At 69.2% G+C, this 24,606-nt stretch carries 22 protein-coding genes; 2 read left to right on the top strand and 20 right to left on the bottom strand.

What is annotated here, in order from left to right; all coding sequences use genetic code 11:
- The 14 genes from cas5 to OG241_RS08795 form a co-directional block, all read right to left on the bottom strand.
- Window positions 1–756, bottom strand: a complete 756-nt coding sequence (gene cas5, locus OG241_RS08860) for a CRISPR-associated protein Cas5 (RefSeq protein WP_405814690.1) — start codon at window positions 754–756, stop codon at window positions 1–3.
- Complete coding sequence (locus OG241_RS08855) at window positions 753–1,988, bottom strand: type I-E CRISPR-associated protein Cas7/Cse4/CasC (RefSeq protein WP_405814688.1); 1,236 nt, start codon at window positions 1,986–1,988, stop codon at window positions 753–755. The genes cas5 and OG241_RS08855 overlap by 4 nt, the downstream gene beginning before the upstream one ends.
- Complete coding sequence (locus OG241_RS08850; RefSeq protein ID WP_405814687.1) at window positions 1,985–4,165, bottom strand: type I-E CRISPR-associated protein Cse1/CasA; 2,181 nt, start codon at window positions 4,163–4,165, stop codon at window positions 1,985–1,987. The genes OG241_RS08855 and OG241_RS08850 overlap by 4 nt, the downstream gene beginning before the upstream one ends.
- A complete protein-coding gene (locus OG241_RS08845) occupies window positions 4,162–5,874 on the bottom strand; it encodes a DEAD/DEAH box helicase family protein (RefSeq protein ID WP_405814686.1) in 1,713 nt (570 codons plus the stop codon). The genes OG241_RS08850 and OG241_RS08845 overlap by 4 nt, the downstream gene beginning before the upstream one ends.
- Window positions 5,871–6,605: a TetR/AcrR family transcriptional regulator gene (locus tag OG241_RS08840; RefSeq protein ID WP_405826098.1), complete on the bottom strand. Its 735-nt coding sequence runs from the start codon at window positions 6,603–6,605 to the stop codon at window positions 5,871–5,873. Before OG241_RS08840 ends, OG241_RS08845 begins: the two co-directional genes overlap by 4 nt.
- Window positions 6,606–6,616: 11 nt before the next feature.
- Entirely contained in the window at window positions 6,617–7,756 is a 1,140-nt protein-coding gene (locus tag OG241_RS08835) for a hypothetical protein (protein WP_405814685.1), read from the bottom strand.
- Between the two features lie 262 nt (window positions 7,757–8,018).
- Window positions 8,019–9,074, bottom strand: coding sequence for a hypothetical protein (locus OG241_RS08830; RefSeq protein WP_405814684.1), 1,056 nt, complete (start codon window positions 9,072–9,074; stop codon window positions 8,019–8,021).
- A 379-nt stretch (window positions 9,075–9,453) separates the two neighbouring features.
- Window positions 9,454–11,538 (bottom strand): hypothetical protein, encoded by a 2,085-nt coding sequence (locus OG241_RS08825; RefSeq protein ID WP_405814683.1) that lies wholly within the window; start codon window positions 11,536–11,538, stop codon window positions 9,454–9,456.
- A gap of 274 nt (window positions 11,539–11,812) precedes the next feature.
- A complete protein-coding gene (locus tag OG241_RS08820) occupies window positions 11,813–12,262 on the bottom strand; it encodes a hypothetical protein (protein WP_405814682.1) in 450 nt (149 codons plus the stop codon).
- On the bottom strand, window positions 12,259–12,444 hold the full coding sequence (locus tag OG241_RS08815) for a hypothetical protein (RefSeq protein ID WP_405814681.1): 186 nt from the start codon (window positions 12,442–12,444) through the stop codon (window positions 12,259–12,261). Before OG241_RS08815 ends, OG241_RS08820 begins: the two co-directional genes overlap by 4 nt.
- Complete coding sequence (locus OG241_RS08810) at window positions 12,441–12,980, bottom strand: hypothetical protein (protein ID WP_405814680.1); 540 nt, start codon at window positions 12,978–12,980, stop codon at window positions 12,441–12,443. Before OG241_RS08810 ends, OG241_RS08815 begins: the two co-directional genes overlap by 4 nt.
- A gap of 30 nt (window positions 12,981–13,010) precedes the next feature.
- Window positions 13,011–13,526, bottom strand: coding sequence for a hypothetical protein (locus OG241_RS08805; protein ID WP_405814678.1), 516 nt, complete (start codon window positions 13,524–13,526; stop codon window positions 13,011–13,013).
- A gap of 236 nt (window positions 13,527–13,762) precedes the next feature.
- Window positions 13,763–15,061 carry a hypothetical protein gene (locus tag OG241_RS08800; protein WP_405814677.1) on the bottom strand — a complete coding sequence of 433 codons (1,299 nt, stop codon included), beginning with the start codon at window positions 15,059–15,061 and terminating at the stop codon, window positions 13,763–13,765.
- A 35-nt stretch (window positions 15,062–15,096) separates the two neighbouring features.
- Window positions 15,097–15,744, bottom strand: coding sequence for a hypothetical protein (locus OG241_RS08795; protein ID WP_405814676.1), 648 nt, complete (start codon window positions 15,742–15,744; stop codon window positions 15,097–15,099).
- 886 nt (window positions 15,745–16,630) lie between these two features.
- Between OG241_RS08795 and OG241_RS08790 the strand changes: the two genes are divergently transcribed.
- A complete protein-coding gene (locus tag OG241_RS08790) occupies window positions 16,631–17,623 on the top strand; it encodes an aldo/keto reductase (protein WP_405814675.1) in 993 nt (330 codons plus the stop codon).
- 222 nt (window positions 17,624–17,845) lie between these two features.
- Window positions 17,846–19,069 carry an acyl-CoA dehydrogenase family protein gene (locus OG241_RS08785; protein ID WP_405814674.1) on the top strand — a complete coding sequence of 408 codons (1,224 nt, stop codon included), beginning with the start codon at window positions 17,846–17,848 and terminating at the stop codon, window positions 19,067–19,069.
- Here the strand turns inward: OG241_RS08785 and OG241_RS08780 are convergent.
- The 6 genes from OG241_RS08780 to OG241_RS08755 form a co-directional block, all read right to left on the bottom strand.
- The gene (locus OG241_RS08780) at window positions 19,056–19,598 is read right to left on the bottom strand and encodes a GAF domain-containing protein (protein WP_405814672.1); all 543 of its coding nucleotides are present in this window, start codon (window positions 19,596–19,598) and stop codon (window positions 19,056–19,058) included. The genes OG241_RS08785 and OG241_RS08780 overlap by 14 nt on opposite strands.
- A 32-nt stretch (window positions 19,599–19,630) precedes the next feature.
- On the bottom strand, window positions 19,631–20,167 hold the full coding sequence (locus OG241_RS08775; protein ID WP_405814671.1) for a GTP-binding protein: 537 nt from the start codon (window positions 20,165–20,167) through the stop codon (window positions 19,631–19,633).
- A 19-nt stretch (window positions 20,168–20,186) separates the two neighbouring features.
- Window positions 20,187–20,516 carry a DUF742 domain-containing protein gene (locus tag OG241_RS08770; RefSeq protein WP_405814669.1) on the bottom strand — a complete coding sequence of 110 codons (330 nt, stop codon included), beginning with the start codon at window positions 20,514–20,516 and terminating at the stop codon, window positions 20,187–20,189.
- A 98-nt stretch (window positions 20,517–20,614) separates the two neighbouring features.
- On the bottom strand, window positions 20,615–21,043 hold the full coding sequence (locus OG241_RS08765; protein WP_405814668.1) for a roadblock/LC7 domain-containing protein: 429 nt from the start codon (window positions 21,041–21,043) through the stop codon (window positions 20,615–20,617).
- Window positions 21,040–22,656 carry a sensor histidine kinase gene (locus tag OG241_RS08760; protein WP_405814667.1) on the bottom strand — a complete coding sequence of 539 codons (1,617 nt, stop codon included), beginning with the start codon at window positions 22,654–22,656 and terminating at the stop codon, window positions 21,040–21,042. The genes OG241_RS08765 and OG241_RS08760 overlap by 4 nt, the downstream gene beginning before the upstream one ends.
- 282 nt (window positions 22,657–22,938) lie before the next feature.
- Window positions 22,939–24,477: a hypothetical protein gene (locus tag OG241_RS08755; RefSeq protein ID WP_405814666.1), complete on the bottom strand. Its 1,539-nt coding sequence runs from the start codon at window positions 24,475–24,477 to the stop codon at window positions 22,939–22,941.
- Between the last annotated feature and the right edge of the window lie 129 nt (window positions 24,478–24,606).

Here is a 24,606-nt window from a genome sequence, read left to right as displayed (position 1 = left end):
TCACAGGGTGCTCTCAGCAGGCGTGGTCGGAGGGGTGACGAGGTAGGAGTGGACGTGCAAGAGGCGGTAGTCCGGGCCGTCCGTGGTGATGGCGGGCTGTTCGGGGATGGCGTGCATGCCCGGCCCGGGTGGTCCTTGGCTCCAGACCTGGGGAGTTGTGGTGGTGGCCTCCGGGACGAGGGGAACGCGCTGGGGCCAGGCGTCGGCTCCGTCCGCGGTCGTGCCGTAGAGGATCGGCCGTGACGGCGGGCAGGAGCGGCGTCCCAGGTAGAGCAGTCCGTACGGCTGGGTGAGCGCCGTCGAGATGAGCTCGGTCTGCTGGGGCGTACACCCGCTGAGACCGACCAGGAAACTCCCATCGACGACGTACTGCTTGATCGTCATCACGGTGCCCCGGTCGGCGGGCTTCCACGACGCGGGGCTCGGCGCGAGGGGCACGGTGCTCGAGTAGCGGGGAGCGCCGTACCAGGAGTCGGTGGGCAGGACGCCTGCCGCAGCGGCCTGCGCGGTCGGCCGACCGAAGCGTCCGCCGCCGGCAGTCTGGACGTCCGCCTCCAGGTGCCCTGGCCGGTCGCACCGCACGGCGAAGACGAGGTTGGCGAACCGGGACGGGCCGTAGCCGGGGCCGAGGGCGTTGGCGAGCAGGCCGAGGACCGCGCTCTTGGTCGGCCGGGCCAAGGTCGCCCGCTCTTCCCAGCGCGAGGTGGTCCCGTAGGACTGGAGCGGACCGGACATACGCAACAGCACGGTGATCACGGCCGGCGGTCCTCCCACGTGATGCCCTGCGGGAGCCGGGGGGCGGATTCGCCGGCGGGGGGCAGCCATCGGCCGATCCCTGCGTGCAGACCGATCCGGCTGAGGAAATCGGTCAGCCTCGTGGCGGCGGCGATGCCGGCGGGAGGGGCGATGGGCGTCTCGAAGGCGCCGGCGGCCGTGTACGGTGCGCGCGTGGTCGCCGCGACGACGAGGGTCGGCGGGGCCCACGAGCCGGTTCGGGTCCTCCTCGCCTCCGGCAGGGCATAGGCGACCGCCGTGGTCCAGTCCCGCTCGGTCCGCTGCGCGATGCGCTCCACGGTGCCGGTGTCGGCGCCGGCGGCGAGATTGGCGCGCAGCTGCCTGCGGTCGAGGGCCGCGTATCGGTACAGAGTGCCGGAGTTGAGGTACTGCTCGCCCAGATTGCTGAAGACGCCGCCGCTGCCCCACTCGTCGCTGGTGACGAAGTCGTCGGTGAGGAGTTCCTTGGCGTCGACCGTGAAGGCGTGGGCCATCATCGCGGCGGAGCGCACGTTGCCATGGACTCCGGGCAGTTCAGGGAGCATGCGTCCGAAGAGGGCGATGTCGGTGGCGAGTCCGGGGGCGAGGGTCTGCTGTGCTGTGGCCTTGATCTCGACAGGAACGGTGTCCGCCTGCCCCTTGGACGTGGCTTTGCCGGCGGTGCGCCCGCGATTCCGCCCGGGCTCGGCGACCGCCGCAGCAGCTGTGGTGATGGCCTTCTCCATGGCCAGGCGCGGGTCCTCCAGGTCGTCCCAGTGGTCCAGAAGCAGTTCTGCCAGTGCCGCAGGAGCGGAGGAGGGGACGTAGAGGGACGTCAGGGTCCGGTCGGGGTGCGTGAGGTCGATCGAGGGGCCGGCGGCGGTGACGATCAGAGCGGCCGCGGGGAGCGCGTCGGCGCCGTCGATGCCGCGCTCACGCAGGTACTCGGCCGTCTTGCCGGGAAGTTGGCGGGTGTTGAAGCCGTGTACGCCGGTCTGGCTGTGGTCGCGAGTGAAGCCGCGCGCGGCACGGGTGAGGGACTGCGCGGACACGCGCATGCGCTCGACGCCGCCGAGCATCGTGGACTTCGGCAGGCCCATCATGTCGCGGTTGAGGCACACGTCGACCAACGTGGTCAGGGAGTGCACGACCACGAACGGCCCGGGCAGGGCAGTGAGATCGATCGGCGTGTAGGCGGACTCGGGCAGGGACAGGTCGGTTGCTGTAACGGTCATGAGGCAGCGGAATCCTGGGGGAGGTTGGCGGGCATGGTGGCGGGGAGGCTGCTCGCGGGCCGGGCGGTGTAGAACTGGTCGGCCCACTTCTGGCGTATGTCGGGCCCCCACTCGGCGAGATCGGTGAAGAGCTGGCCCCAGTGGGGTGTCAGATCCTGTTGGGCGGCCTTGCGGATGATCCTGGCCAGCGGGACGCGCAGGGCGTGTGCGTCGGGCACGCGCAGGAGGTTGAGGGCTGCGGCCCGGGTGGGCAGGTCGGCGGGGCCGCGCAGAGGGGATCCGTCGGAGCCGAAGGCTCGCATCAGCCGTGCAAGAGGCGCGCCGCCGTAGCGTTGAGCACGGCTGTTCGTGCGCCGGTGCATCGCGAAGAGGCCGGCGGTGAGGAGAGCGGCGTGCTGGAGATGGTCGGGCATCAGGCGTGTCACCAGCCGGTAGGCCTGTGTGTCCGGCGAGGGACGGACGACCCAGGTGGCCAGTTGGACCAGGACATACCGGGTGCGAGGGTGTGCGTCCCAACGTCCTAGCTGCCGCGTCAGCGTGAAGGCGAGTTCCCCCGTCTCTCCGTCGCTGACCCGGGGATGATCGCCGCGGCGCCTCGACCGGGTCGGGGGTGCCGCAGTCGTGCTGGCGGCGGTGACGAACAGGAAACTGTCGTCGTGGGTGTCCATGGCGGCGCGGGCACCTTCGCCAACCGGGCTGCCCGGGACGTCGGGTTCGAGAGAGAACAGCTGCATCTGACTGGACGACGCCGTCGCATGCTCGGTCGGCGGGGGCTCCTCCGGCGCCGCCTCGGAGCCGTCGACTATCAGGTGGGAGACGGCGCCGGCCAGAAGCGTCCGGCGCCGGCCGTGTACCCCGGTGGCGGAGCAGGCCGCCGCGAACAGCAGCGCAGCCTGCTCGTCGGGCTCGGCGTCGAGGAACTGCGGGTCGTCCAGAAGGCCGGACCCGAATCCGGGGGGCAGGACCGTGCCGACGGACCGGCCCGCGAGGCGATCGGGGGCGACGGTCCGCGCCTGGCGCCGGAAGTGCATGACCGTGTGGGCCGCGGCCGCGCTGCGGGTGTCGGCCAGCAGATCCGCCGGCAGCGTGATCCGCCGTTGGTGGACGATCACCGAGTGGTCCCGGACGGCCAGGCCGACCGCGACGACGTCCGGCGTCCGCCCGGCCCGGGCGGCGGCTTGGCGCACGGCGTGGGCCCAACTGCCCTCGGGGGCACCCCACCAGCGTTCCAACAGGGGTGCCTGGTCCTGGTCGCTGGTGAGCTGTTGGCTGCTGAACTTCTGGCCCTCCTTGACATCGACCAGGTCACGGTTGCCGGGGAGCGTCGCAACCGAACTCGCCTTCAGTTCGGGGTGCTTCATGCGCCACCCCTGGGTTAGCAGCACTTCGCGGACGGTGCCGTCGGCCTCGGGCAGCAGCAGCATCCGGCGCGGCTGCCAGGACAGCCCATCCAGCTCACTGCCCACCGGGAACTCCTCGGTACCCGCGCTCGGCGTGTGCGTGAAGGACGCGCGCCCCAGAACGCCAGGAACTGCCATGAGGCGCCAGGTCAGTTGCTCGGCGACCGTTCCCGCGGGCTGCCACACCACGCTGCCCGTCGCGGCGGCAGCACGACCCAACGCCGCCCCTGTGCCGTAGACGGCCTGCTTCGAGCGGATCTTTCCTCCCGTGGCCCACATCTGCTGGACCAGCAGCAGGTGTGCGGCACGGCGCGCGCTGACCGGGACCGAGGCGTGCAGCGGCCGGTGGTCGACCAGAAGCGGTCGGCTGATCGCCGCGGCAGGATCCAGATACAACACCGGCAGCCGCGCCTGGGGCCTATCGGCCAGGTGTTGCAGAGTCATGTCCTGGAACAGCGGCCAGCGCGGATGGAAGAGATCCAGATCCTCCTCGTGCTCGCGCACCCATCGCCGCGCCGGCTCCAGGTCGATGCCGTTACGCACCTGACGTACGTAGGCGTCGTGGTCCCTCGGTCCGCACCTGGCGTGATAGGCGATCACCGTCAGCAGCCGGACGGTCGCCGACCAGACCAGCGGATCCGCAGCCGCCAGGTACAGCCGGTCCGCCTGCTCGAGCACCTGCCGGAGGCCCATCATGTCGGGTCGCCCCGCTTCGTCGACGATGTCGATCCACGGCTGGGTCGCCAGGCTGAAACCGGCGGATTGGAGTGTGCTCACGTCGCGGTCGCCTCGTCGTCCAGTTGGTCGGCCAGGGCGTGCAGAGCGGCGGCGTCGTCCAGAGCATGGGTCAGTTCCTGAGTGCCGGCCACGGCCCTCAGCGCATTGGCCAACCAGTGTGTCTCGGTAGTCCCGTCGGCAAGGAGATAGTGGGCAGGCGCCTCCCGACCGTCCCGCTGGCCCCGTCCCTCGCCCTGGAGAAACTTCCGTCCGCCGGTCAGGATGTCCGCGAACACGGTGATCCTGGGCGTCTCGGTGGCCGTCTGTCCGGTTCCGGCGACATTGGCCTCGGACGCCTGGAGGTTCATGCCCTGGACCACGTTCGTGACGCACACCAGCGCGCGGCCGTCCTGGAACGCCGTGCGCTTCAACTCGCGCAGGCCCGGCGCCTCCCCGGTGATCGCCACCACCTTGTCGGGAAGTCCGCGAGAGTAGAGCTCGTCGGCGATGGTCTTGGTCAGAAGTTCCACGTTCTCCAGGAACCATGCGGGGACGATGACTTGGCAGCCGCGCCCGACGAGCTCGGCGACATGACGCGCGACGTAGGGGGCTTTGAGCAGGGACGCTTTCTGGATCCGCCTGAGCGCGCTCGCCTGGTGGTCGGTCTCCGCATCGAAGCCTTCACTCACCTCCAGGCCGTGGCGGCGGCGGAATTCCTCCCACGTCGCCTCGTAGAGGGCGTGATCCTCCGCAGTGAGACGGATCCTGTGGATCTCACGGTGCTGAGGTGGCAGCCCCAGTTCCTCCTGGGATGCGCTCGCGCCAACACCGCCGCGGTACAGCAGCGCCTTGACCTTCTCCGTGGGATCGGCAACGGCCCTGCCCTTGCCCGGGGTGAGGCGCAGACCGCGCAGCCACTCAAGGTACTCGGCGCCGACAAGGTTCTGGGGTGGGGAACTCCCCGCGGCGTGGGCGATCAAGTCCGCCGCGTACGCGGTTTCCGCGAGTTTGGAGAACGGGGTGGCGCTCGCCGGGATGAAGAACGGTTTCTCTCCGGCCGGGGGGTGGGTGAGGCGGTGCAGCAGACGCGACCGGATCGACTGTGGATCCGCGGCCATCTGCGATTCATCGAGGACCACCGCGTCCCAGGGCAGCCGCGATTTCCCCCACTGCGCGGCGAACCGGGCCGCCTGGTCCGAGGGGAGGCCGTGCAGGCGCACCTGCGGATGGTTGAACAGCCGCACGAGTTTCTCGGGGTTGGTCACCACCCAGCGGCGACGGGGGTCGGCCTCGCAGAAGTAGTCGATGGCCAGCTGCCATACCGGAACCATCGACAAGGTGGTGATCACCAGGACCAGGTCCAAGGAGAGACGGTTCAGCGCGGTGAGCACCATCGCCGTCTTGCCTGACCCGGTCGGGGACACGAGGAGGAACCCCGGGGCCTTGGCAGCCCGGGCGTCCTGGATCGCCTTCACGCGCGGTATCTGGTGGGGCCTCAGCCCAGGGCGCCGGCCACCGGCGGCGGCCACTGGGACAGGGGCCTCGTTGAGGAGGTCCTCGACGAGACGTTCCAGCGAGTGGGGCACCGCGGCGTAGCGGGCGAGCGCCGTCGGCAGCCGCCGGCCGTAGTACACCGGCAGACCCCAGTCAGGGTGCCGACTGACGTCCGGGTACTGCAGCGCGTCAGCGAGCAGCACATGGACCCGCGCCCGAGAGGTGGGCCGTGGGGCGCGGGGCCCGTCACCTGTTGTTGGGAAGTGTGCGGTCACAGGTCACCTGCCAAGGCCTGCACCCGCCCGGCGCCGGCCGGATGGATCGATGCGTACGGGTCCGTGGCCCGCCGGTAGCACTCGCACGTGGCATCAGGTTCGCCGCGGTCGCGGGGGGCGTGGCCGACCCACTGACTCGGCTGGCGGTGTAGGGCGTTGCGAATCAGGTCCGTGACCTCGCCGTCGCCCGGGGGCGCCGCGACGCAGGACAGGGTGAGCCGGACGACGAGTTCGCAGGCGCCTGCCAGCTCCGCTCTGTCGCACGTGGGCGTGCCGGGGGCGGAGAGGACGGCCACCGCACGGTCGCGGACCAGGGCCACGAAGTCGACGGGGGAGGGCAGCGCGCCGTCGGCGTGGCGCATCGCGGAGGACGAGGGCACCGCTGAGAAGGTCGGTGAGGGCAGCCGCTCGCTCCAACAACCGGTGAGCATGGCGCGAACCAGTACGTTGCCCCGCGCCGACGACACCGTCCATTCGGCGGTCGCGGCCAGTCGCTCGCCCGCGTCGCTGTGGGAGGCCAGCGCGCGGTCGACGCCCGCGAGATAGACGTCGGCCGCCCGGCGGACCAGGGCCTGTGCGAGCCCCCACTTGTTGCTGAACTCGTTGTACAGCGTCTGCCGTGACACCCCGGCCATGGCGGCCACGTCCACCATGCGCACGGCGGACCACGGATGGCGGGCGAGTGCCGTGTAGGCCGCATCCAGGAGGGATTCTCGTGCGCCGCCATACACCTTCGTCCCGGTCACGGTGCTACCGCCATCCGGAGGGAGTGCCCAGCCACAGGCTCGGGGCAAGGGGCTGAATCGTAGGCGGGTACGTCGACGACGCGGCGCAGTTCGTCCTGCGGCAGGGCTGTCCACAGCAGCCGCAGATCGTGGCGGACGGCGGGGGCCACGGGCCTGCCCGGCACTTGCGTGCCGTCCAGGAACTCGCGCAGTCCGATGTCCCCGTCCCTGGCCATGGTGTACGGCGGAACCGAGTGCCGGGACAGCACCAGCGCCCCCGGATCGGCGGCCCCGGCTGTGAACAGGCGTCGTACGTCGTGGAAGTGACGCTCCTGAAGGCTGCCGATGTCGATCACGCTCGGGTTGTCCGGGACGGGACTGCCCTGGAGCAGGGTGAGCGGGACGGTGGCGCGGTCGTGCACCAGTACATGGGCCGCCGCGTACAGCAGGGTCTGTTCGTCGGCGGTGGCGCCGCCCTTGCCGGCGAGGCGTTCGACGACAGCCGCGCGCCGGGCGGGGGGCAGCGTCCGCACCAGGTCGCCCAGCGCGGCCACGACATCGGCCGACGGAAGCGTGCCGTACACCCCGTAACGGCCCGGCGTCAGGTGCGACAGGAGCCGGCCGAGACTGCGGGCGAGCAGGTCGGTCTCCGCGTCCACGGCCGGCCCGGACAGACCGTTGACCCAGCAGCCGAGGGAACCGGCCAGCACGATCTGGAGGTGAGGCGCGCGGCTGCCCGCCTCGGTCAGCCGGGACGCCATGCGCACGGCGGGAAGGACATAGCTGAGCGCCCGGAGCGGAACGGTGGTGCTGGCGCCGTACACGATCCGCAGCACCAGCGGGGAGCGGACGGCCTCGCCGACGGTCCGCAGCAGGGGGACGACTCCGTGGTCCGGCAGCCCCTGGAGGTAACCCGAGCGTCTGGCCTCGGCCCCGATGACCGCGTTGAGTACGCGCGGACGCAGCCGGTTGACCTCGCCGGCTTCCTGCGCGTCGGCACACGGCGGGAGGGTGCCCAGCACCTCGCGGACGTCCGTGTCGGTCAGCGGACGGGGTTCCTTGCCAGGTCCCAGGACAGGCACCCCCCGCAGGATGGCGGTGAGCAGATTCGCCTGCTTCTTTCCCAGGGGTGGTACCCCTTCGGACACGTTGGGCATTGCACCTAACAATTCGCATATAGCGCCTGAATGGTTATGAGTTGATGGGCTGAATAACCATGGAGCGGTTGATGTGATGGGGAGTGAGGAATTCATGGGAGTTCTTGACTTTCGCTGCGAATGAGATTCCAGACCGTGGGGCCGAGGACGACAGGGACCTGCTGGGGCCTCCAACGACCCGGATCGCACGGATCGGCGTCAGGGTGGCCACTGGAACGCGTCCGGCGAGGGAAGGGCGGGCATACCGTGGTTGCGCCGACTCTCAGGCGAGTACGCGTCGGGGCTGGTGCCGGGCGTTCCAGGCGAAGTGGAGGCCGTAGGCCCGGATGATGTTGATCGCGATGACCGCTTCGGTCACGGCGGAGAGTGCGTCCATACCGGTCGTCATGCGGCGCATCGCATCTACTCGCCATCCATACGGCAGGCGTGAGAGCCGCTCAACCACGCGGGCCCCGATCTCACGGTCTCGCTGGCGGTCCCATGTGACCTCCCAGTTCCGCCCGGCTGGTGGCGGCGCGTGATCAGCCTCGGCGTGGAGAGAGGCCGCCTGGAGCGCCTCGGCGATAGGTGTGCGCGGAGCGGCACTGTCCGCAGGGCGCTGGCCGCCCAGCACCACCACTTGCCACTCCGTGGGGAGCCTGTTGAGGTTCGTCAGGTGAGATTCGGCCGCCTCTCCACCCGCGAGACGGCAGGGTGAAGTCGACGACCACAGGCGGGTCACCTCGGTGACATCGCCCGCATGGCTCACTACGGCAGACGGTTTCATTGTCCGTACCGAGTCTGTGCGGCTCAGGAGGCGGTATACGGCGGCCTGGTCACTGTCCGGCAGGAACGTCCAGATGCCGGCGCGAAGCTCGTCCCAGGTCAGCAGCGTCGCGTCATGGGCAGCCGCGTGCACTGCTTGCTGGTCGTGCCGTTCGCAGGCGGCCAGGACCCTCAGGGCGGCGTCGATGCACCCCGCCCGGAACGGATCTTCCGCCAGAGTGATCTCGAAGTCGAAGGAACAGACCCCGGGGTGCTCAGAGAACAGGGCGCATGCATCCTGTTTCGACGAACTGGTCCTGGAGCAGAGCTCCTTGGCGAGGCAGGACGGCACGTCGTCCTCGGCCCAGGTGACCCACACCGCTCCGCCCTGCACAGTGGCGAACTCCCGAGCAATGCCCCAGTGGCTGCCCAGCTCGTGTTCGGCGAGCTCGCACACAATGGAGGAACGGACCATCCCGGGGACGCCGCGCCGTTCGGCGTAGGCCCGGTTCTTGAGGGTCTCGGTGGTGGGGATGCGCGCACCACATGTGCGCGGACGTGTCAGGGTCGACACAGATGGGTCCTCTCGGTCACTGTTGAAGTTCGGGGCGATAGCGCGCTGTCGCGAGGGCGTAGGGCATCGAGGGCAAGCCGTGTCAGATGGTCCTGCTGCTGGGCGTCGGCTGTGGAGACCGCGGGGAGGAGCGTGGATGTCGCCCCTGCGGAGGCTCACGGCTGACCGGTTTTCCCCGAAACGTTGGATCGTTCTGTAGCTGCGACCGGTGGGCTAGTGATTGCCCAGAGGGGCACGCCGTGGCGGTAGGCGAGGCATCATCAGTTGGGCGAACTTTGGATTCGACGGAGCCGATGAGCACGTGATGCTCAATTCGTCGGCGTTCGGTTCGTGTCAGGGGACGGAAGGGCGCTCTCACCGGACGCGGGCCGCGACGCGGTCACAGGCCGGCCGCCAGAGTTCGGATCCGCTCGGCGTCGGCAGGGCGCATCACCTCATACAGTTGCTCGGCCTGCTGGTAGTACTGGCGCGCCCGGGCGGAATCGCCCTTGTCGCGGTGCGCGTCACCGAGCCATTCCAGCGCGCGGGCTTGCCATCGGGTGCTGCCGGCGTCGGCGAGCGCGCCAAGGCCCGCCGACATCTCACGGATGCCGGTCTCAGCGTCGCCGGTGAGGACACGGGCGTGGCCCTGGAGGGTGAGCGCGCGGGCAGCGTCGTACGGATCGTCGACCTCCAGCAGGTCGGCGCGCGCCTCGGCGAACACGTCCACCGCGTGGCCGGGGGCGTCGGCGAGGTCGATCTCGCCCAGCACGATGTTCGCCAGGGCGACCCCGCGCGGGTAGCCGCAGGAACGCCACAGGGCGATCGCCCGGGTCAGGAACGGACGGGCCTGCTCCGGGAGGCCGGCGTTGTGGTGGCACGCACCCAGGCCGAGCAGTGCTTGGCCTTCGTCCCGGAGATCGCCTGCGTCGCGGGCCGCGTCACAAGCATCGCCGTACCAGCGGATGGCGTCCTTCGCCCGTCCCGCCGCGTTCAGGCCGATCGCCCCGGAGAGGAGCATCTGCCGCGCCGCCGCCGCATTGCCGGCACGGTGCGCGGCGGCGAGGCCGATCTCGTGGGCGGCCGCCCACAGCTCGTAGGGGTGCCGGCGAAGAAACAACGGCCAGAAGGTGTCGACCAGCGGCCACACCAGGTCGTCCCAGCCAGCGGCCTCCGCCGCGCGCAGCACCTCCAGAAGACTTCCCTCGTACGACTCCAGCCAGGCCAGAGCTGCGCCGTCGTCGTGGAAGGGGGCCCGAACGGGCGGCAGCTCGGGCATCGTCGTCTGCCAGAGGGTCGCCTGAGCCGGGGTGAGACGGACCTGGGCCTGTGTGGAGATCGCCAGCATCCACTCGCAGAGCCGACGCAGTCTGCCGGCGCGATCCTCTTCCGGGTCGTGCTGCAGCGCCAGTCGCCGGGCGTGATCGCGGGCGACGGGGATCAACCGGTACCGGACACGGCCGCCGCGCTCGGGCAGCGGCTCCAGGAGCTGCTCCTCGGCGAGGACCTCCAGCTCCCACTCCGCCTGCGCCAACGGCAGCTCGCAGACCGCCGAGGTCAGGTCCGGGTCGGCGTCGCCGGTCGGGAGCAGGCCCAGCCAGCGGTAGACGCGCTGCGCCTCCTCCTCCAGTTCCTGGTAGGCGCCGTCGAGTGCCGTGTTGGTGATCATGCGGGCGGGGTCCTCACGGTAGGTGTCGTCGGGAAGGTCCCTGTGGGCCAGGGCATCGGCGATGGCGGCGACGGAGTGATGGGGGCGCGAGGCCAGGCGAGCGCCGACCAGGAGCAGCGGGAGCGGAAGGCGAAAGCACCGGTCGGCCAGGCGGGCGCAATCGCGGGGTGCGGCCTCGATCCGGTCCTGCCCCGCGAGGGAGACGAGGAGCTGGATGGCCGCCTGCTGGGTGAGGGGCCGCAGTGGATGGGAAACGGCGCCGTCGACGGCCAGTTCCCGCAGGGCGCGCCGACTGGTGACCACGGTCGAACTGCCGTCTCCGGCCGGGAGAAGCGGGCGGACCGGCTCGGCATCGGTCGCACCGTCGATGAGAACCGCGACCGACCGGGTGGCCGTGACCGAGCGCCACAAGCCGGTCAGCTCCCCGAGATGGGCGGGGGACCGCTTGATGCCGACGGCGCGCAGCCATCGCCGAAGGACCGCTTCCGGGCACAGGGGCTGCTCCGGGCCGGACAAGTCGACGTACAACTGGCCGTCGTCGTAGGCGCCGTCGGCGAGCCAGCGAACGGCCAGCGCGCTCTTGCCGACTCCGCCGATACCGCTGATGACATGGAGACGAGCACCACCCTTCCGCGCGTCGTCCAGGGCGCGCCGGGCCGCTTCCCGAGCCGTGAAGTGCCGCGCGCACGGCGGGAGCTGCCGGGGAATCGGCAAGGGCACGGTCGCCATGTGGTGGTGGACGCCTCCGAAGATGCGGCCTGCCTGCCCCGTCAGCCCCGTCAGGCGGGCCTGGCCGCCGATCTGGTTCCCGCTCATGCCGTACCCGCCGTCGCAGCAGCCGGACACCGGACGCCTCCCCGCGTCCTGGGCGTCCCTCCGGCGGAGGAGAGGAAGCTGCGGACCACTCCGTATGGTCGGCCGGTCCACTCACGGATCGCGCTTTTGGAGAAGTCCGCGTACGCCGCAACGACTTGACGGCAGGACACGGCGCCGCGGGATGCCGTGAGCTGCGTCCGGCGCAGGAGCCGCGCCGGGCCCGCTTTGCGTACGGCGGGCGGCGAGGTACGGGAATTCATGGAAACTCCGGTGATCACAAGCGGGTCTCGTCACGGTCCAGGTGCAGGAAACCGCCGGCGCTGCGAAGACTCCGCAGCACTGATTCGTAGGGGCCGTCGTAGGGCGAGACGTCGGCACGGGAGACGGCGACCAGGCCGTGCAGCGCCCGCTGCCGCATCGCGGTGAGCGCGTACGCCAGGCGGGGACGCAGTACGGGGTCATCCGTCCCGGTCTCCTCGACGAGGACCTCGGCCACGGCGTAGCCGGCGCGGCCGGCCGCGGCCCGGGCCAGGGCCAGCCGCGCGGCAGGATCCTGGTCCGGCCGGACCAGCACGTACAGCGCCGTCACCACGGGCCCGGTGACGTCCTCCTCGGCCGCGCGGCGGAAGGACTCCCGCAGCGCGCGCAGTGCGACGTCCGTGCTCCTGGGAACCTGGGCGCGAGCCACCGTTGAAGGGCGGAGGAGTTCGAGAGCGGAGGTCATGCCGCATCCCTCGATTCACGTTCTGCGGCCGGGCCCGGCGCCAAAGGGCCGGACACCATGGCTTCTTGGTCGGTGCGGAAGCCGGTGAACGACTGGTTGAGGCGGGCCTGCTCGTACGCGACGGCCGCCATCACGGAGGGGAGCGCCGGAAGCAGCGTCAGCAGGCGTCCCACGACGGTCACGGCACCTCCACGGGCATCAGGCTGGTGATGAGGGCCGGCGCGCCGTGGCTCGATTCCGGGCGGCGCTGCATCAGGGAGATCTGGCCGAGATCCCGGTCAAGACTGGTACGGACCGGTTGCCAGCCCAACTGGTCGCGGTAGTGGGCCACCAGCGCGGTAGGAACCCGGCACCGGAGCCACTCCGGCGGGTCGGGCTGGCGGGCGGCGTAGTCGCCGACCCACATCGTCATCAGCCACCCGATCCGGTCGTGACTGAAGGCCGGGTGAGTGTGGGACATCGTCACGAGCCAGGTCCGCTCCCGAAGTTCGGCGGCCGTCCATCCAGGGGCTGAGGGAGCGTAGGAGAGCAGTACGCTGCATCCGAGGACCTGGCCGTCCTCTTCGAACAGGCCGATGACCGTGGAGGTCTCCACCGGCTGGCCGATGAGACCGAGGACGGCGGTACCGCGGCCGTAGCTGAGCTTTCCTCGCTCGAACAGCCACAATTCTCTCTCCGCGATCATGGCGGCGATGGACTTCTGGTCCGCGGTGGTCACGCGGCGCATCACGTACACGGGCTCTTGTCCCTATCGGCTTGACGAGGCGCGGACGGTTTTGGAAAGGCTCTGATCCAGGAGCCCGGCGAAGGCGTTGATCATGACGGGGGGCACGACCCCTGTGGCGAACGTGTGCAGCTGGCGCAGATAGGGCAGTTGGTCGCCACGTGACGCGGATGGTGTCCAGGCCGACGCGGCATCCCACCGTCGGTGGGCGGCATGTGCGACGGCGTACTGGAGCGTGACGACCTTGGAGGTGAGTGACGCGTGGGCGAGCCAGGGAATGTTCCGCAGTCGCCGCAACTGCCTTTGGACAGCGTCCTCGGAGGGCCGTGCCAGGACTTCTTCCTCGGCGCGCAGCGCCTCGAGCAGCCACCGTGCTTCGGCCCCGCACTCGGCGTCGACGAGCTCGTGTACTGCCTCGTCGGCCATGGGCCACTGGGGAATCGCGTGCAGCAGGCATGCGGCGACCACCTGTGGCGGGGCGTCCGGGATGTATCGCCCGAGTGTGTTGGCGACGTTGACGGCATGGGCCAGCGCGTTCATCCCGTCAACTGTCTGGCCTGTGCTCCAGGTGGCGGCGAGACGGAAAGCGGCGTCTGCTCGCGGGTCATTGCGGCTACGGGCTAAGAAGCCGGCCACGAGGGGTTCCTTTCTCTGCTGAGGCGATCATTCGGCGATGCGGTCGGTCTGCGCACGGCACGGCTGCGAAGAACGGTCACCGGGGGAGGGGCGCAGGGCGGTGGCCACTGCTGTTTTCAGCGGCCCAACTGAGGGGCGGTTCAGTCCTCCTGGTGTTCGACGGTGAGGTCGGCGCCGAGGGCTTGAAGGCCGTTGGTGAGGTGTTGGTAGCCGCGCCACACCGGGTGGCCCACTTGGAGAAGGGACGTGCCCGGTGCGGCGAGGGCCGCGATGACGACTGCGGCAGCTGTGCGGATGTCGTGGGCCGACGCGTCGGCTGCGTGGAGTCGGGTGCCGCCTCGTACGCGGACGACCGGGCCGGCGCAGGAGAGGTGGGCGCCGAACAGGTTCAAGGGGGTGACGTGGGTGTTGCGGTGCGGATAGACGCCTTCGGTGATGGCCGAGTCCCCGTTGGCCTGCGTCAGCAGGGCCGCGAGGGGCGGACCCGCATTGCTCGGCAGGAGGCCCTCGCCCGTGACCGCTTCAATTCCGAGCAGATGTCCGTCGGCTTTTGCCTCGACGCCGTGAGTGCCTGCGGCGCTGAGTGAGATGCCCGTCCTGCGCAGGACGTCGGCCAGGCCCGCGGTCAGCTCGTCGAGCCCGATGCCCTCAAGACGCACTTCGCCGCCGGTCGCCGCCGCTGCGCAGATCACTGTTGCGGCTTCGTCGCGGTCGCCAGGAACGTCGACCTCACCGCCGGCGATCCAGTCGCTGCCGCTGACGTGGAGTCCTTCCGCATCCCGGTTGACGAGGACCCCTCGATCGGCGAGGAAGGCCACCGTCGTAAGGACCTCGGGCTCATCGCTCGGGTTGACGATCAGGGAGGCTCCCCGTGCGCGTGCAGCGAGCAGCAGTGCCGAGACGGTGGCGCCCCTGCTGGCGCCGTACCGTGTGGCGACGTCGACCCGGAAGGCCCGGGGCCCGGACGGGCAGGTGGCGGTGATGATGTCGCCGCTGGTCTCGAGTACGGCTCCGGCCGCGCGCATCACGGCCTCGTGGCGGTCGACGGGACGCGGACAGAAGGCGTCCCCGCCGACGTGACGGGGCCAGGTGACGCGGCCGGTGCGTGCCAGCAGGGCAGCAGCCAGGACGGGCGTCGTGCGGACCAGGCCGCCCAGCCCAAGGTGGACTTCGTAGCGGAGCCCGCCGCGTGGTTCGAAGGAGAAGGTGGAGCGGGCCCGATCCCTCTCGACGTGCCAGCCGGCGTGTTGCAGCAGCAGCTCGTAGACGACGAGATCGACGATGTCCGGGGCACCGCGGACGGTGACGGGGGCATCGGCAAGGAGCGCGGCGGCGAGCAGGTGCAGCGTCGCGTTCTTGCTGCCCTGCACCTGGTAGCGGCCGCGCAGCGTGTGTTCGCCGGACACCTTTACGAGTGCCTCGGCGGGTACCTCGGGCATCGAGCCGGTAGAGGAGAGCACCAGTCATCTGCCTTTCACACGCTGGGCGAACACAAGGGAGCGGGCAGAAGGCTGGCCGTGCGTGAACGAGCCTGTTCCGTCGGCTCGGTGACGTGCGGCGGTGAGCTTGAAGGGGAGCCGGCGAACGTGGTCAACGCGGCAGCCAGCGCGTACGGATGCGTGAACAGCCCGGACACCGGACGGCTGATCCACCACAGCGCGTGCGTCTCGTCCCGGGCGCCGCGGGCCGGAATCGACGCGCAGCAGTTGGTCAGGTACCTGGCCTCGGCCGGCCACGTAAGGCGGCCGAGCCGTGTCTGGACGACGAAGCTCCACCGGTCACCGGCGGCGAACACGGCCCCGCACGGCACGTCGCCCCGCCGGAGGTGGTGCCACGCCGGGGAGGCAACGGCCTCGGGTACCTCGACCAGGTCGACGTGCTGGCCGAGTCGTACCGCAGTCGCGACGGGGCTGCGCCAGGCGCCCCCCAGCAGGCGGACGGCTTCGAACTCCGGTCCCTCGCGGGACAGGAGATCCTGCAGCCAGGTGTCCGAGTACGTCGAGCGCCGAAGTACTCGGACCCGCCTGCGTACCCAGGCGGCGGGGCCGCCCGGAGCGGGGGGAAGAGCCGGGAGGAGTCCGGCGGGCAGTTCCTGGGACAGGGAGGAGGAGGGGACGGGCACGGTAGGAGATTCCGTTTCCGAGGGCAAGGTTGCGGACCGAGGGCAGGAGATCAAGCCCGTATGCGGAGTTGGAGACGCGTCGATGACAGAGCACCGACGGACTCGGCAGGCACACCGGAGGTTTGACGGCACCACCTCGTGACGCCGAGTACTCGCCGCCCGTGCAGAGCGAGAGATGGTCTCCCGCATCCCGTGGACGCCAGGAACCCTGTCCGGACAGCCGAGTTGGCGCTGAGTGACGTCGCCGGCCGTGACGAGGGCCGCTGAAGGTTCGGCCCGCCAGCGCAGGGCATGGGAACGGCTAACGGCCGGCTCAACGTCGGTGTCGGGCATACGGGCGCACAGATCCTCTGGTACATGGGGAGCACGCCGAGTCCGACGTACGGCATGGGAAGGTCTCGCTCACGACCGCGGCCGGCCGAATGGGCCCTGCAGCGGCGGGGAAGGCCAACTCTTGCGTCTTGTCACGCGTGATTCCACAGTTCCAGGGGTCTCACTTCTGTCCCATTTCGCCGGTCCCGCCCAAGCAAGATGAACCCTTTTGCGACGTTATGGGATCCGTGGTGGCTGGAAACGTCATCAGCCGATCTGACCGAAGTCCCACATCGGTCCCGGATGCTCGCGCTTGACCACTCGAGAACAGCGGAGTAATCCGGCATATTTTGGCGCGATAGCACACTTAAGGGATTTCTGGGTGACCGTGAATATGGGACCGAAGTGGGACGGGCGGAGTGCTGCGCCATTGCAGGTGAACGGGCACTGTTGGGTGTACCGGCCTCCGCCAACTAGGAGCTGAAGAAACCTAGTTGGCAGACCTGGCCGCCCGAACGGTCCGCCCCATGAAAGCGAGCACACCGTGACGTTGTCCCCCCGCTCCCTGGCGGGCATGACCGTGCACCCCCTGGGGGTCGGCTGCCGGCCCATCGGCGGCCAGGGCACCGGGACCGGGTCATCCGCCCAGCGCAGCGAGCTGCAGGACGACGACGCTCGTGACGGCCTCAAGCTGGCAGTGAAACGGGGCGCCACTGTCTTCGACACGGCCGACATCTACGGTCTCGGACACAGCCAACGGCTGCTGGGACAGGCCCTGGCGCACGACCGCGACCAGGTCTGCATCACGACACGGGTGGCACATCGCGGCACGGCCGTGCACGCCTACGCCCCGCCCCATCTGCGCCACCAGCTGGAGCAGACGCTGGAAGATCTGCAGACCGGCTACCTGGACGTGGTCCTCCTCGACGCCGACAGCTTCGGGCCGGGTGACTGCTTCCTCAACGACGCGGCCATCACCCTGCACGATCTGCGTACCCGGCGGCTCATCCGCGCCGTCGGGCTGTCGATGCCGTGCGGGCCGGGCGCGAGCGGCCCAGCGGCCGGCGCCCGCCTGGTCCGCGTTCTGGAGGCCATGGAACCCGACGTCCTGGCCGCGCGGTACAACGGGCTGAGCGCCGAGCCGTCCATCGCGGGCGAGAACCTCTTCGAGTACGCCAAGCGGAAGCAGATTCCGGTTCTGGTTTGCGAGCCTCTCGCCCGCGGCCTGCTCACCGGCAAGTACAGCGCCAGTCCGGTGGACACGCACTCAGTTCAGCGCTTCGGCACGGAGCAACTGGCCGCGGTACACGACGGCCTTGAGCCGCTGCGCCGGCGCTTCGGGAACGACCCGGCGGGACTCGCACGCCTGGCGCTGAGGTTCTGTCTCGCCCAGTACGACCAGGCCATCGTCCTCGCCGGCTTCAGTACCAGTGACCAGCTCGAGACGAACTACACCCTCATCGACGAGCCGTTCACCGACGAGGACCTGGACCTCGTCGACGACACCTACCGGCGGATGCGCACACGGCTGTCCGCCATCGGTGCGGCCAGCGGTTCCGTGTCCTGATTCCGTCGAGCAGACCAACCTTTCCGTCCCCACCTCCCGGTCACGAGAACGCCCCAGTCGGCGCGAGTTCTCACCCTGCGGCCGCACGCCCTGGGACAACGGAAGCTTCCCCACCCCCCTCACGCTCGTCAGGCGGTCGGCCCGCTCCGCTTCGACTGCCCGACGGACTATCCATTGGCGCGCCCGGTCCTCGACCGGCGGACACCACAAGGAGGCTCTCGGATGGACGGCTACCTGACGCGCCGACGCCACGAGCAGCTCAGGGCCCAGGTGCGCTCCTTCATCGCAGAGGAGATACGTCCCCGCCTTCCACTGGAGGGCATCGACGCACGGCTCGATTCCACCCTCGTACGCCGCATGGCACGCAGGGGATGGGTGGGGCTCACCATTCCCAAGGAGTACGGCGGCCGGGGAGAGGGGCACGTCGCGAAGCTGATCGTCACACATGAGATTGCACGGGTCAGCCCCGGTCTGGCCGCGGAACTGCAGGCCTGCCAGCTGGGCCTGGCGGGACTGCTCAACCTCGGCCCGGAACACCTGAAACGGACGTGGCTGCCGCGCATCGCCCGGGGGGAGATCCTGCCGACGATCACCGTCACCGGACGGGACTCGGGCTCCCACATCAAGGGCATCACCGCCACCGCCCGCAGGGACGGCGACGACTGGATCATCAATGGCGGAAAGGCGTGGATCGGCGCCAGCCACGTGGCCGACATCCACTGCGTGGTGCTGCGAACCAGCGAGGGAACGGGCGACGACTGCCTCACCGCGTTCCTCGTGGAGGCCGAGCGCGAAGGCCTCCAGCTTCCGAAGCATCAGGAGTCCGTGGCCCTGGAGGGCTTCGCTTTCGGCGAGGTGCGGTTCGACAACTGCCGGGTTCCCGACCGCAACCGGATCGGCGATGTGGGCCAGGGCGAAGAGGTCGCCTCGTCATCCAGCGTCCTGTACGGGCGCCTCAACCTGGGCGCGGTAGCCCTGGGCATCCTGGAGGCGGTCCTGGACGCCGTCGTCGAGCACACCACACAGCGGCATCTGTACGGCAAGCCACTGATCAGACACCCCGTGGTCAACGACCAGGTCGGCGCGATCCAGGCGAACGTCACCAGCGCGCGCATGCTCGCCTATCTGGCTGCGCATCTCCTCGACCGGGGCGAGGATGCCGACACCGAGCTGATGACCGCCAAGTACGAGATCGCCGAGAAGGCGGTGGCTTCCGCCACACTGGCCATGGAGATCATCGGCGCCTACGCCCTTTTCCCGGGCGAGTCACCCATCGCCCAGCTCCTGCTGGACGCGCACGCGATGCGGCCGCCGGCCGGCACTCCCGGAATCCAGCGGCTGCGGCTGGGACAGCAAGCCGCCGGACAGACCAAGGGAGAGTCGTACTCCCTGCGGTTTGCCTCTCCTCGCCATCCAGGAATGCTGGCCCGGCTCAGCGGCGACTGACGTACGCCGTAATTTCCAGAGCGACGTTCTTGATCAGTGTCAGGCCCTCGGGGCCCCACGGCCGTTCCACGGTGTCCACCACACAGACGCTGCCGAGAACGAGGCTGGGATCCTCTGGGTCGAAGACCGGCGCGCCGAGGTAGGCGCGGATACCGAGCGCGTTGGCCACAGGGTTGCCGACCCATCGGGAGCTGTCGCGCACGTCGTCCAGTGGGTAGGCCAGCTTGCGCCGGACGACCTTGGGGCACCAGCCGTCCTCCAGTTCCATATGGCGTGGGATGTCATCGGCAGTGGCCCCGTCCAGGCCGCCTGTCGCGACGTGAAGACCGCCGAAGAACTGCTCATCCGCTGTACGCCAGTTGACCATTGCGGAAGGAAGGTAGGGGATCCGGGCGATGACGGCGGCTTGCTTGGCGACCTCGGCGGCGATCGCGTCGAGCGCCGCGTCGGCCGCCTCATGCAGGCCGAGACCGCGCAAGGCAGCATCCCGCCGGGCCGCGTCCGGATCAGCGCCGTTGTCGATAGCCATGGCTGGCTCCATTCGATAGAGGGGTCGGAGGGCTACAGGGGCACGGACTGAGCGCGGGCAGCATGGACAACAACAGCGATCAGTACGTCTTTGACCGAATCCGCATCGCGGGCATCAAAGATGACAATCGGTATATCCGGCCCAAGGTTCAGTGCATCGCGGATCTCGTCGGGCGAGTACCGGTAGGAGCCGTCGAACTCATTGACGGCCACCACAAAGGGCAGGTGGCGGTCGAAGAAGTAGTCCACGGCAGGGAAGCAGTCCTGCAGGCGGCTGGTGTCGACGATCACGGCTGCGCCCACCGCGCCGTTGGCGAGTTCATCCCACATGAACCAGAAGCGATCCTGGCCAGGGGTGCCCCACAGGTACAGCCGGAGGTTCTCCTTCCAGAAAGTGACCCGGCCCATGTCGAGGGCCACGGTCGTAGTGGTCTTGGCCGGGGTGATCTTGCTGAGGTCGTCGATCCCGACGCTCGCCATCGTCATCGGCGCCTCGGTGGTCAGCGGGCGGACCTCGCTCACTGATCCGACCATAGTGGTCTTGCCCACGGCGAACCCGCCCGCGATCAAGATCTTCAGTAGATCCAGGTCAACAGGCTCGTCCAGGCTTGCCTGAAGTCGGGGTGGATGTGTCCCAGTTGGTGAGTGCACGGTGGACCCTCTGCAGAATTTCCGGCGAGGGGGGCTCGCCGATGACGACAGTCAGTCGGTGGACCACGGCCCCGCTCTCGATCAGATCGGAGAGCAGGATCCTGGCTACAAGGAGGGGATAGGGGACTGCGGTGACGACGTCGCCGACAACACTCTCGGCGTCACCTTCCGCGTGGCATGCCGCGAGCACCTTCAGGTGTTGATGAGTCAGCCCCGGCATGTTCGCGGCCTGCTTGGTGGCACGGACGCGGGCCATGAGATCCAGCATGTGCTTCGCCTCGGTGCGTCCCCGTGACACGACATACGGACGTGCGGGGGTGGGGTCGTCGGCTTCGTCGTCTCCGAATGGGTGGGTGGACACCATGGTCATTCAGCCGGGCTGTCGGCACGGCTCTTGTTGGTGAGATGGTCCCGCACCTGGTTGGCCAGCAGTTTCATCTCGTGTCCGATCTGGCCGGCGTCCGCCTCGAGATCGGCGATGACAGCCAGGAGGGAGCCTGGGGCCGCGTCGGTCGCGAAGAACATTCGGTTCCCGAGCTGTGCGACGACCTGGCGGACGTAGCCGCTGCCCCCGAAGTGTTGCTCGACACTGCTCATGAGGCTGTAGGCACCCGATGTGACGGCGGCCAAGTGCTCGGCGGATTCACGCGCCAGCCCTGTGCAGCTGTGGGAGGGAAGCCCGTCGGCGCTGAGGACCAGCACCGTTGCGACTCCGGAGACCCTTTGCTTGAAGCCGTCGAGCAGCCACGTGAGGTCGCTGGCCGCATTCTTGCCGGTCGTGTTCATCTCACTCATTCGTCGTTCTCCTTGTGGGGAAGGGAGGCGGTGTCGAAGGCGGCGGCGGAGGTGTGGCCCTGATCGTTCGAGCCGGCGTGGTCTTGGCCTCGTTGGAAGGCAGCCATCAGGCCGGGGTCGTAGCCGTCGGCATCGCCGCTCTCGCGCCGGGGGATCGTGCGGGGTTGACGAAGTCCTGGAGCCATGTGCTGCCCGCCGTCGGCGCGGCGAGGCAGTTGAGGTTTGCCCTGTGCACCCTGCGTCGGTGCGCCGTTGGCGGACGGCAGCGCGGCGGCTTGCACTGGTGGCGGTGACGACGGGGCGAGCGGGCTCGTACGCCGGGGCAGAGCACTCTGGCCGGGCACTGAGTACGTCGAGCGGGTCGGCCCGGTGGGCTTCGGGTTCTCCCTCTCGGCCAAAGGACCGGGCAGTGCGGCGACCGCGGGCACAGCGGCGATGGAGCCGGTCGCGGTTGCCGCACCGGGATCGGACTCCCGCGCGGGAGCGACAAGCAAATGCCCGGGAAGCATGACCACCGCACGGTTGCCCATGTCGGAGGTCGTCAGCTTCACGCGGATCTTGTAGCGGCGAGCGACTATGGCGACGACGCTCAGGCCGGTGCGGCCGTCCCCCTGGACGAGATCGGCGACCTTCAGATGGTCTGCGCTCAGGAGGCGCGGCAGGTGCTCCAGCACGTCGTCGGGGATCTTCAGCCCGGAGTCACTGATCTCGATCCACAAGGCACCGCGAACGGCACGGGCGGTGACGCGAACGTTCGCCTCCGGAGGCGAGAAGAGGGTGGCGTTCTCCAAGAGTTCGGCAAACATGAGGGTGACCTCCTGCGCAGCGTCGCCGACGAGCTCGCCGTGGATACGCAGGGGCAGGTCGACCCTTTTGTAGTGCTCGATCATGCTCACTGCGGACTGCAGGACCTCGTAGATCTCTTGAGGCCGGGAGGATCGCTGGATGGTGGCGCCGAGCAGCATCAGAATGCTTTGGGTGCGACGCTTCGTCCGCACGAGGCCGTTGTCGATACGGTAGAGCCCCTTGAGGAGCTCGCCGTCTTCTACACCGTTCTCCAAGACGTCGACGTGCGCGATCGCCTTGTGGATCAGTGGCTGCAGACGCCGTGTCAGGCTGAGGACGACGTCCTTCCACTGGCGCTCGGCCTCTTCGGACGCGTGCTTCACGATCGACTGCAGGACCTGCTGAACCACCGCATCCGACGCAGGCGCCCCAGCTGTCTGGGAGAGGTGAACGGGCCTCGTGGCATAGAGATCCTTGCGCAACTGCCCCAACGAGGTGACGACCGAGCCCTCGACCGTCGCAGCAATCTCGCCTGGCATCTTCTCCAAGAGGCCGTAGACCTCTTGGAGTTCTCCGTTCCGGCGATCGACCCGCTCGACAGTTCGATCCTCGGTCTGCTGCGTGACGCGCTGTTGGTCGCCAAGCAGCCGGGCATTCGCCGACTTGAACGCGGCTTGCGCGCAGGCGGCGGCTACGACAAGTACCACCACGCAGGCCGCAACTGCGGTCCACAACACGACCGCACCCGTGCCGTCGGCAGAAACGAGGACCGCGGTCACCGAGGCAATCAATGCGAGCGCCGCGGCGGAGAACACCGCAGTGGCCACGAGGCGCGCGCGTAGAGAGCGCAAGCCTTCCAGTGTCTGCGGCGCGTGCTTTCCACGAGAACGATCATTGCGGCGGCTTCGGCCGTCAGGGTCAAAGGGCGTTGACATCAAGATCCTTGGAAACAGGGGACAGACAGGCACCAACAACACCGGGGAACGCAGATCCGGTAGTGGCAACGGCACTTGGTGGGCGGCGGGCACCAGCGGCAGGGGCGTCGCGCGGGAGCGCGGTCGTGTTCCTCGACGGACGGGCAAGCGAGGGCCCGTGAGCGGGTGATTGCGTCATGCCGAGCCGAGTCCTCCGACGTAACGGAGGGCGTGGTCGACCTCGTCGAGCGAGATCAGACGGCTGCGGACCTGCAGCATGTCGACCGTGCCGTAGTCGCCCAGTTCGGCACAACGCTGAGGAAAGGTGTCCCAGATCTGCTCGAGCCCCAGGTACTCGACTGCGGCACGAAGCCTCGCGCGTGACGATCCGCCCTGGGTGACGCTGTGCGTGCGAGCGTGCAGCACCGCCAGATCGAACTCGCGAATCTGCGCCTTGCGGACAGCCACGTCTGCGGACCAGATGTGGTCCTTGGCCCTCATCCAGGTGCCGACCACGGCCTGCTCGCCGGGCACCAGCACGAACTCGTCGAACTTTGCGTACTCCGGCTCGCTGCACAGCCAGGTCGCCAGGCCGCGCATCTCCAGCCACGCCAGAGCCAGAAAGAACATGATCCGTTCATAGAGAGGGCTCGCGGACACGACGTCCTCAGGTACGCACAGAACCATCCCCGGCTGCTCGCCTCCGCCAGCCGCCAACCTCTGGAACTCGGCGATGAACTCGTGCTGCTGACGGAACAAGAGCAGCGGAAGGACCTCTTCGCCGATCTGCGCCCGGCTCCACAACGTGCTGGGCGCCCCGCTCTTCGTCAGCCACCGCAGGGCGTGACGGGAACAGAACCGCGAACCGAGCCACGCTGCCCCGACCTGGGACAGACCCGGCACCGCCTCCCGGGCGTACACGGAACGTTCCTTCGCTAGATGCTGCTCCAGACCCTGCTCCTCGGCGTCGAGCAGCCGGTCATCGGCGCCCAGCGCGTTGTCCGCGGCGACCAGGCCGTGCACGACGGCGAAGGTGAGCTCATCGAGCCGGTACGCGCTGGGTATTCGGAGCAACTCAACCGGCCGCTCGGGCGCCAGAAGCCGACGGGCATGGGCGGCGTCCAGCACGTACAGGCTGCCCTCGCCGCCTCCGTTGCGGCCCTCCGGTACGGAGGCCAGCAGCAACGCGCGCCGAGACGGCCGAACGAACTGCCGAACGTGCGGATAGTCGGCCGGCCCGATAGCGACAACGTCGGCATCGGAGTGATCGATGGCCTCGTACATCTGGACAGCCACGGAAGTGGGGTCCAGCAGATCCACGCCATCGAGGTACCAGGAGCCGTCGACGCCCGCCACCGGCGTGGTCGGGTAGAGCATCGACGTGGACCACCTGGAGTCCACGAGCATCGCGGCGGCACGGGAGGTCACGTCCAGCACACCGGGCAGTTCGACTTCACGGTCTGGGGCCGGACCCATCAGCAGCTCGAAACCGATCCCGAAGAGCTCCTCCAGCACCTGCTGAGCAAGCCCCTCAGGCGTGGACTCGCCAGCGATCCAGCGCCAATAGGTCGCCCGCGAAACACTCACCGGCGTGCCGCCCTCCCGGGCGGCAACTCGCTTGGCGGCGTTCGCGTACAGCGTTTCGAACCGTCCCCAGCTCAACCAGCCGTTCTGCTCAAGAAGAGCCCTGAGCAGCGTCCGGTATACGGCTCGGGGGAGCGCAGGAGAAGCCACTAGAGCACCCCCAACACGAGCGCCGACGGCTCCGCAGACCTGCCCGCCCTGTTCCCACCAGGAGCGAACTTCCGTGCGAAGGCGTGATTCGGCCCGGGAGCCGTGGCGCCACTCGTCGTCACGGCCGCC

It is taken from the genome of Streptomyces sp. NBC_01390, assembly GCF_045040105.1.
Taxonomy (GTDB): Bacteria; Actinomycetota; Actinomycetes; order Streptomycetales; family Streptomycetaceae; genus Streptomyces.
The sequence above is the reverse complement of the archived record's forward strand: the minus strand, read 5'-3'. Positions and strand labels throughout refer to the sequence as shown.

What these genes read in the sequence shown, in the direction of transcription:
- OG241_RS08855 (WP_405814688.1), bottom strand. Translation starts at nt 1,988, where the DNA reads ATGACCGTTACAGCAACCGACCTGTCCCTGCCCGAGTCCGCCTACACG.
- OG241_RS08835 (WP_405814685.1), bottom strand. Translation starts at nt 7,756, where the DNA reads ATGCCCAACGTGTCCGAAGGGGTACCACCCCTGGGAAAGAAGCAGGCG.
- OG241_RS08825 (WP_405814683.1), bottom strand. Translation starts at nt 11,538, where the DNA reads ATGAGCGGGAACCAGATCGGCGGCCAGGCCCGCCTGACGGGGCTGACG.
- OG241_RS08820 (WP_405814682.1), bottom strand. Translation starts at nt 12,262, where the DNA reads ATGACCTCCGCTCTCGAACTCCTCCGCCCTTCAACGGTGGCTCGCGCC.
- OG241_RS08805 (WP_405814678.1), bottom strand. Translation starts at nt 13,526, where the DNA reads ATGAACGCGCTGGCCCATGCCGTCAACGTCGCCAACACACTCGGGCGA.
- OG241_RS08800 (WP_405814677.1), bottom strand. Translation starts at nt 15,061, where the DNA reads ATGCCCGAGGTACCCGCCGAGGCACTCGTAAAGGTGTCCGGCGAACAC.
- OG241_RS08790 (WP_405814675.1), top strand. Translation starts at nt 16,631, where the DNA reads ATGACCGTGCACCCCCTGGGGGTCGGCTGCCGGCCCATCGGCGGCCAG.
- OG241_RS08785 (WP_405814674.1), top strand. Translation starts at nt 17,846, where the DNA reads ATGGACGGCTACCTGACGCGCCGACGCCACGAGCAGCTCAGGGCCCAG.
- OG241_RS08780 (WP_405814672.1), bottom strand. Translation starts at nt 19,598, where the DNA reads ATGGCTATCGACAACGGCGCTGATCCGGACGCGGCCCGGCGGGATGCT.
- OG241_RS08770 (WP_405814669.1), bottom strand. Translation starts at nt 20,516, where the DNA reads ATGCTGGATCTCATGGCCCGCGTCCGTGCCACCAAGCAGGCCGCGAAC.
- OG241_RS08765 (WP_405814668.1), bottom strand. Translation starts at nt 21,043, where the DNA reads ATGAGTGAGATGAACACGACCGGCAAGAATGCGGCCAGCGACCTCACG.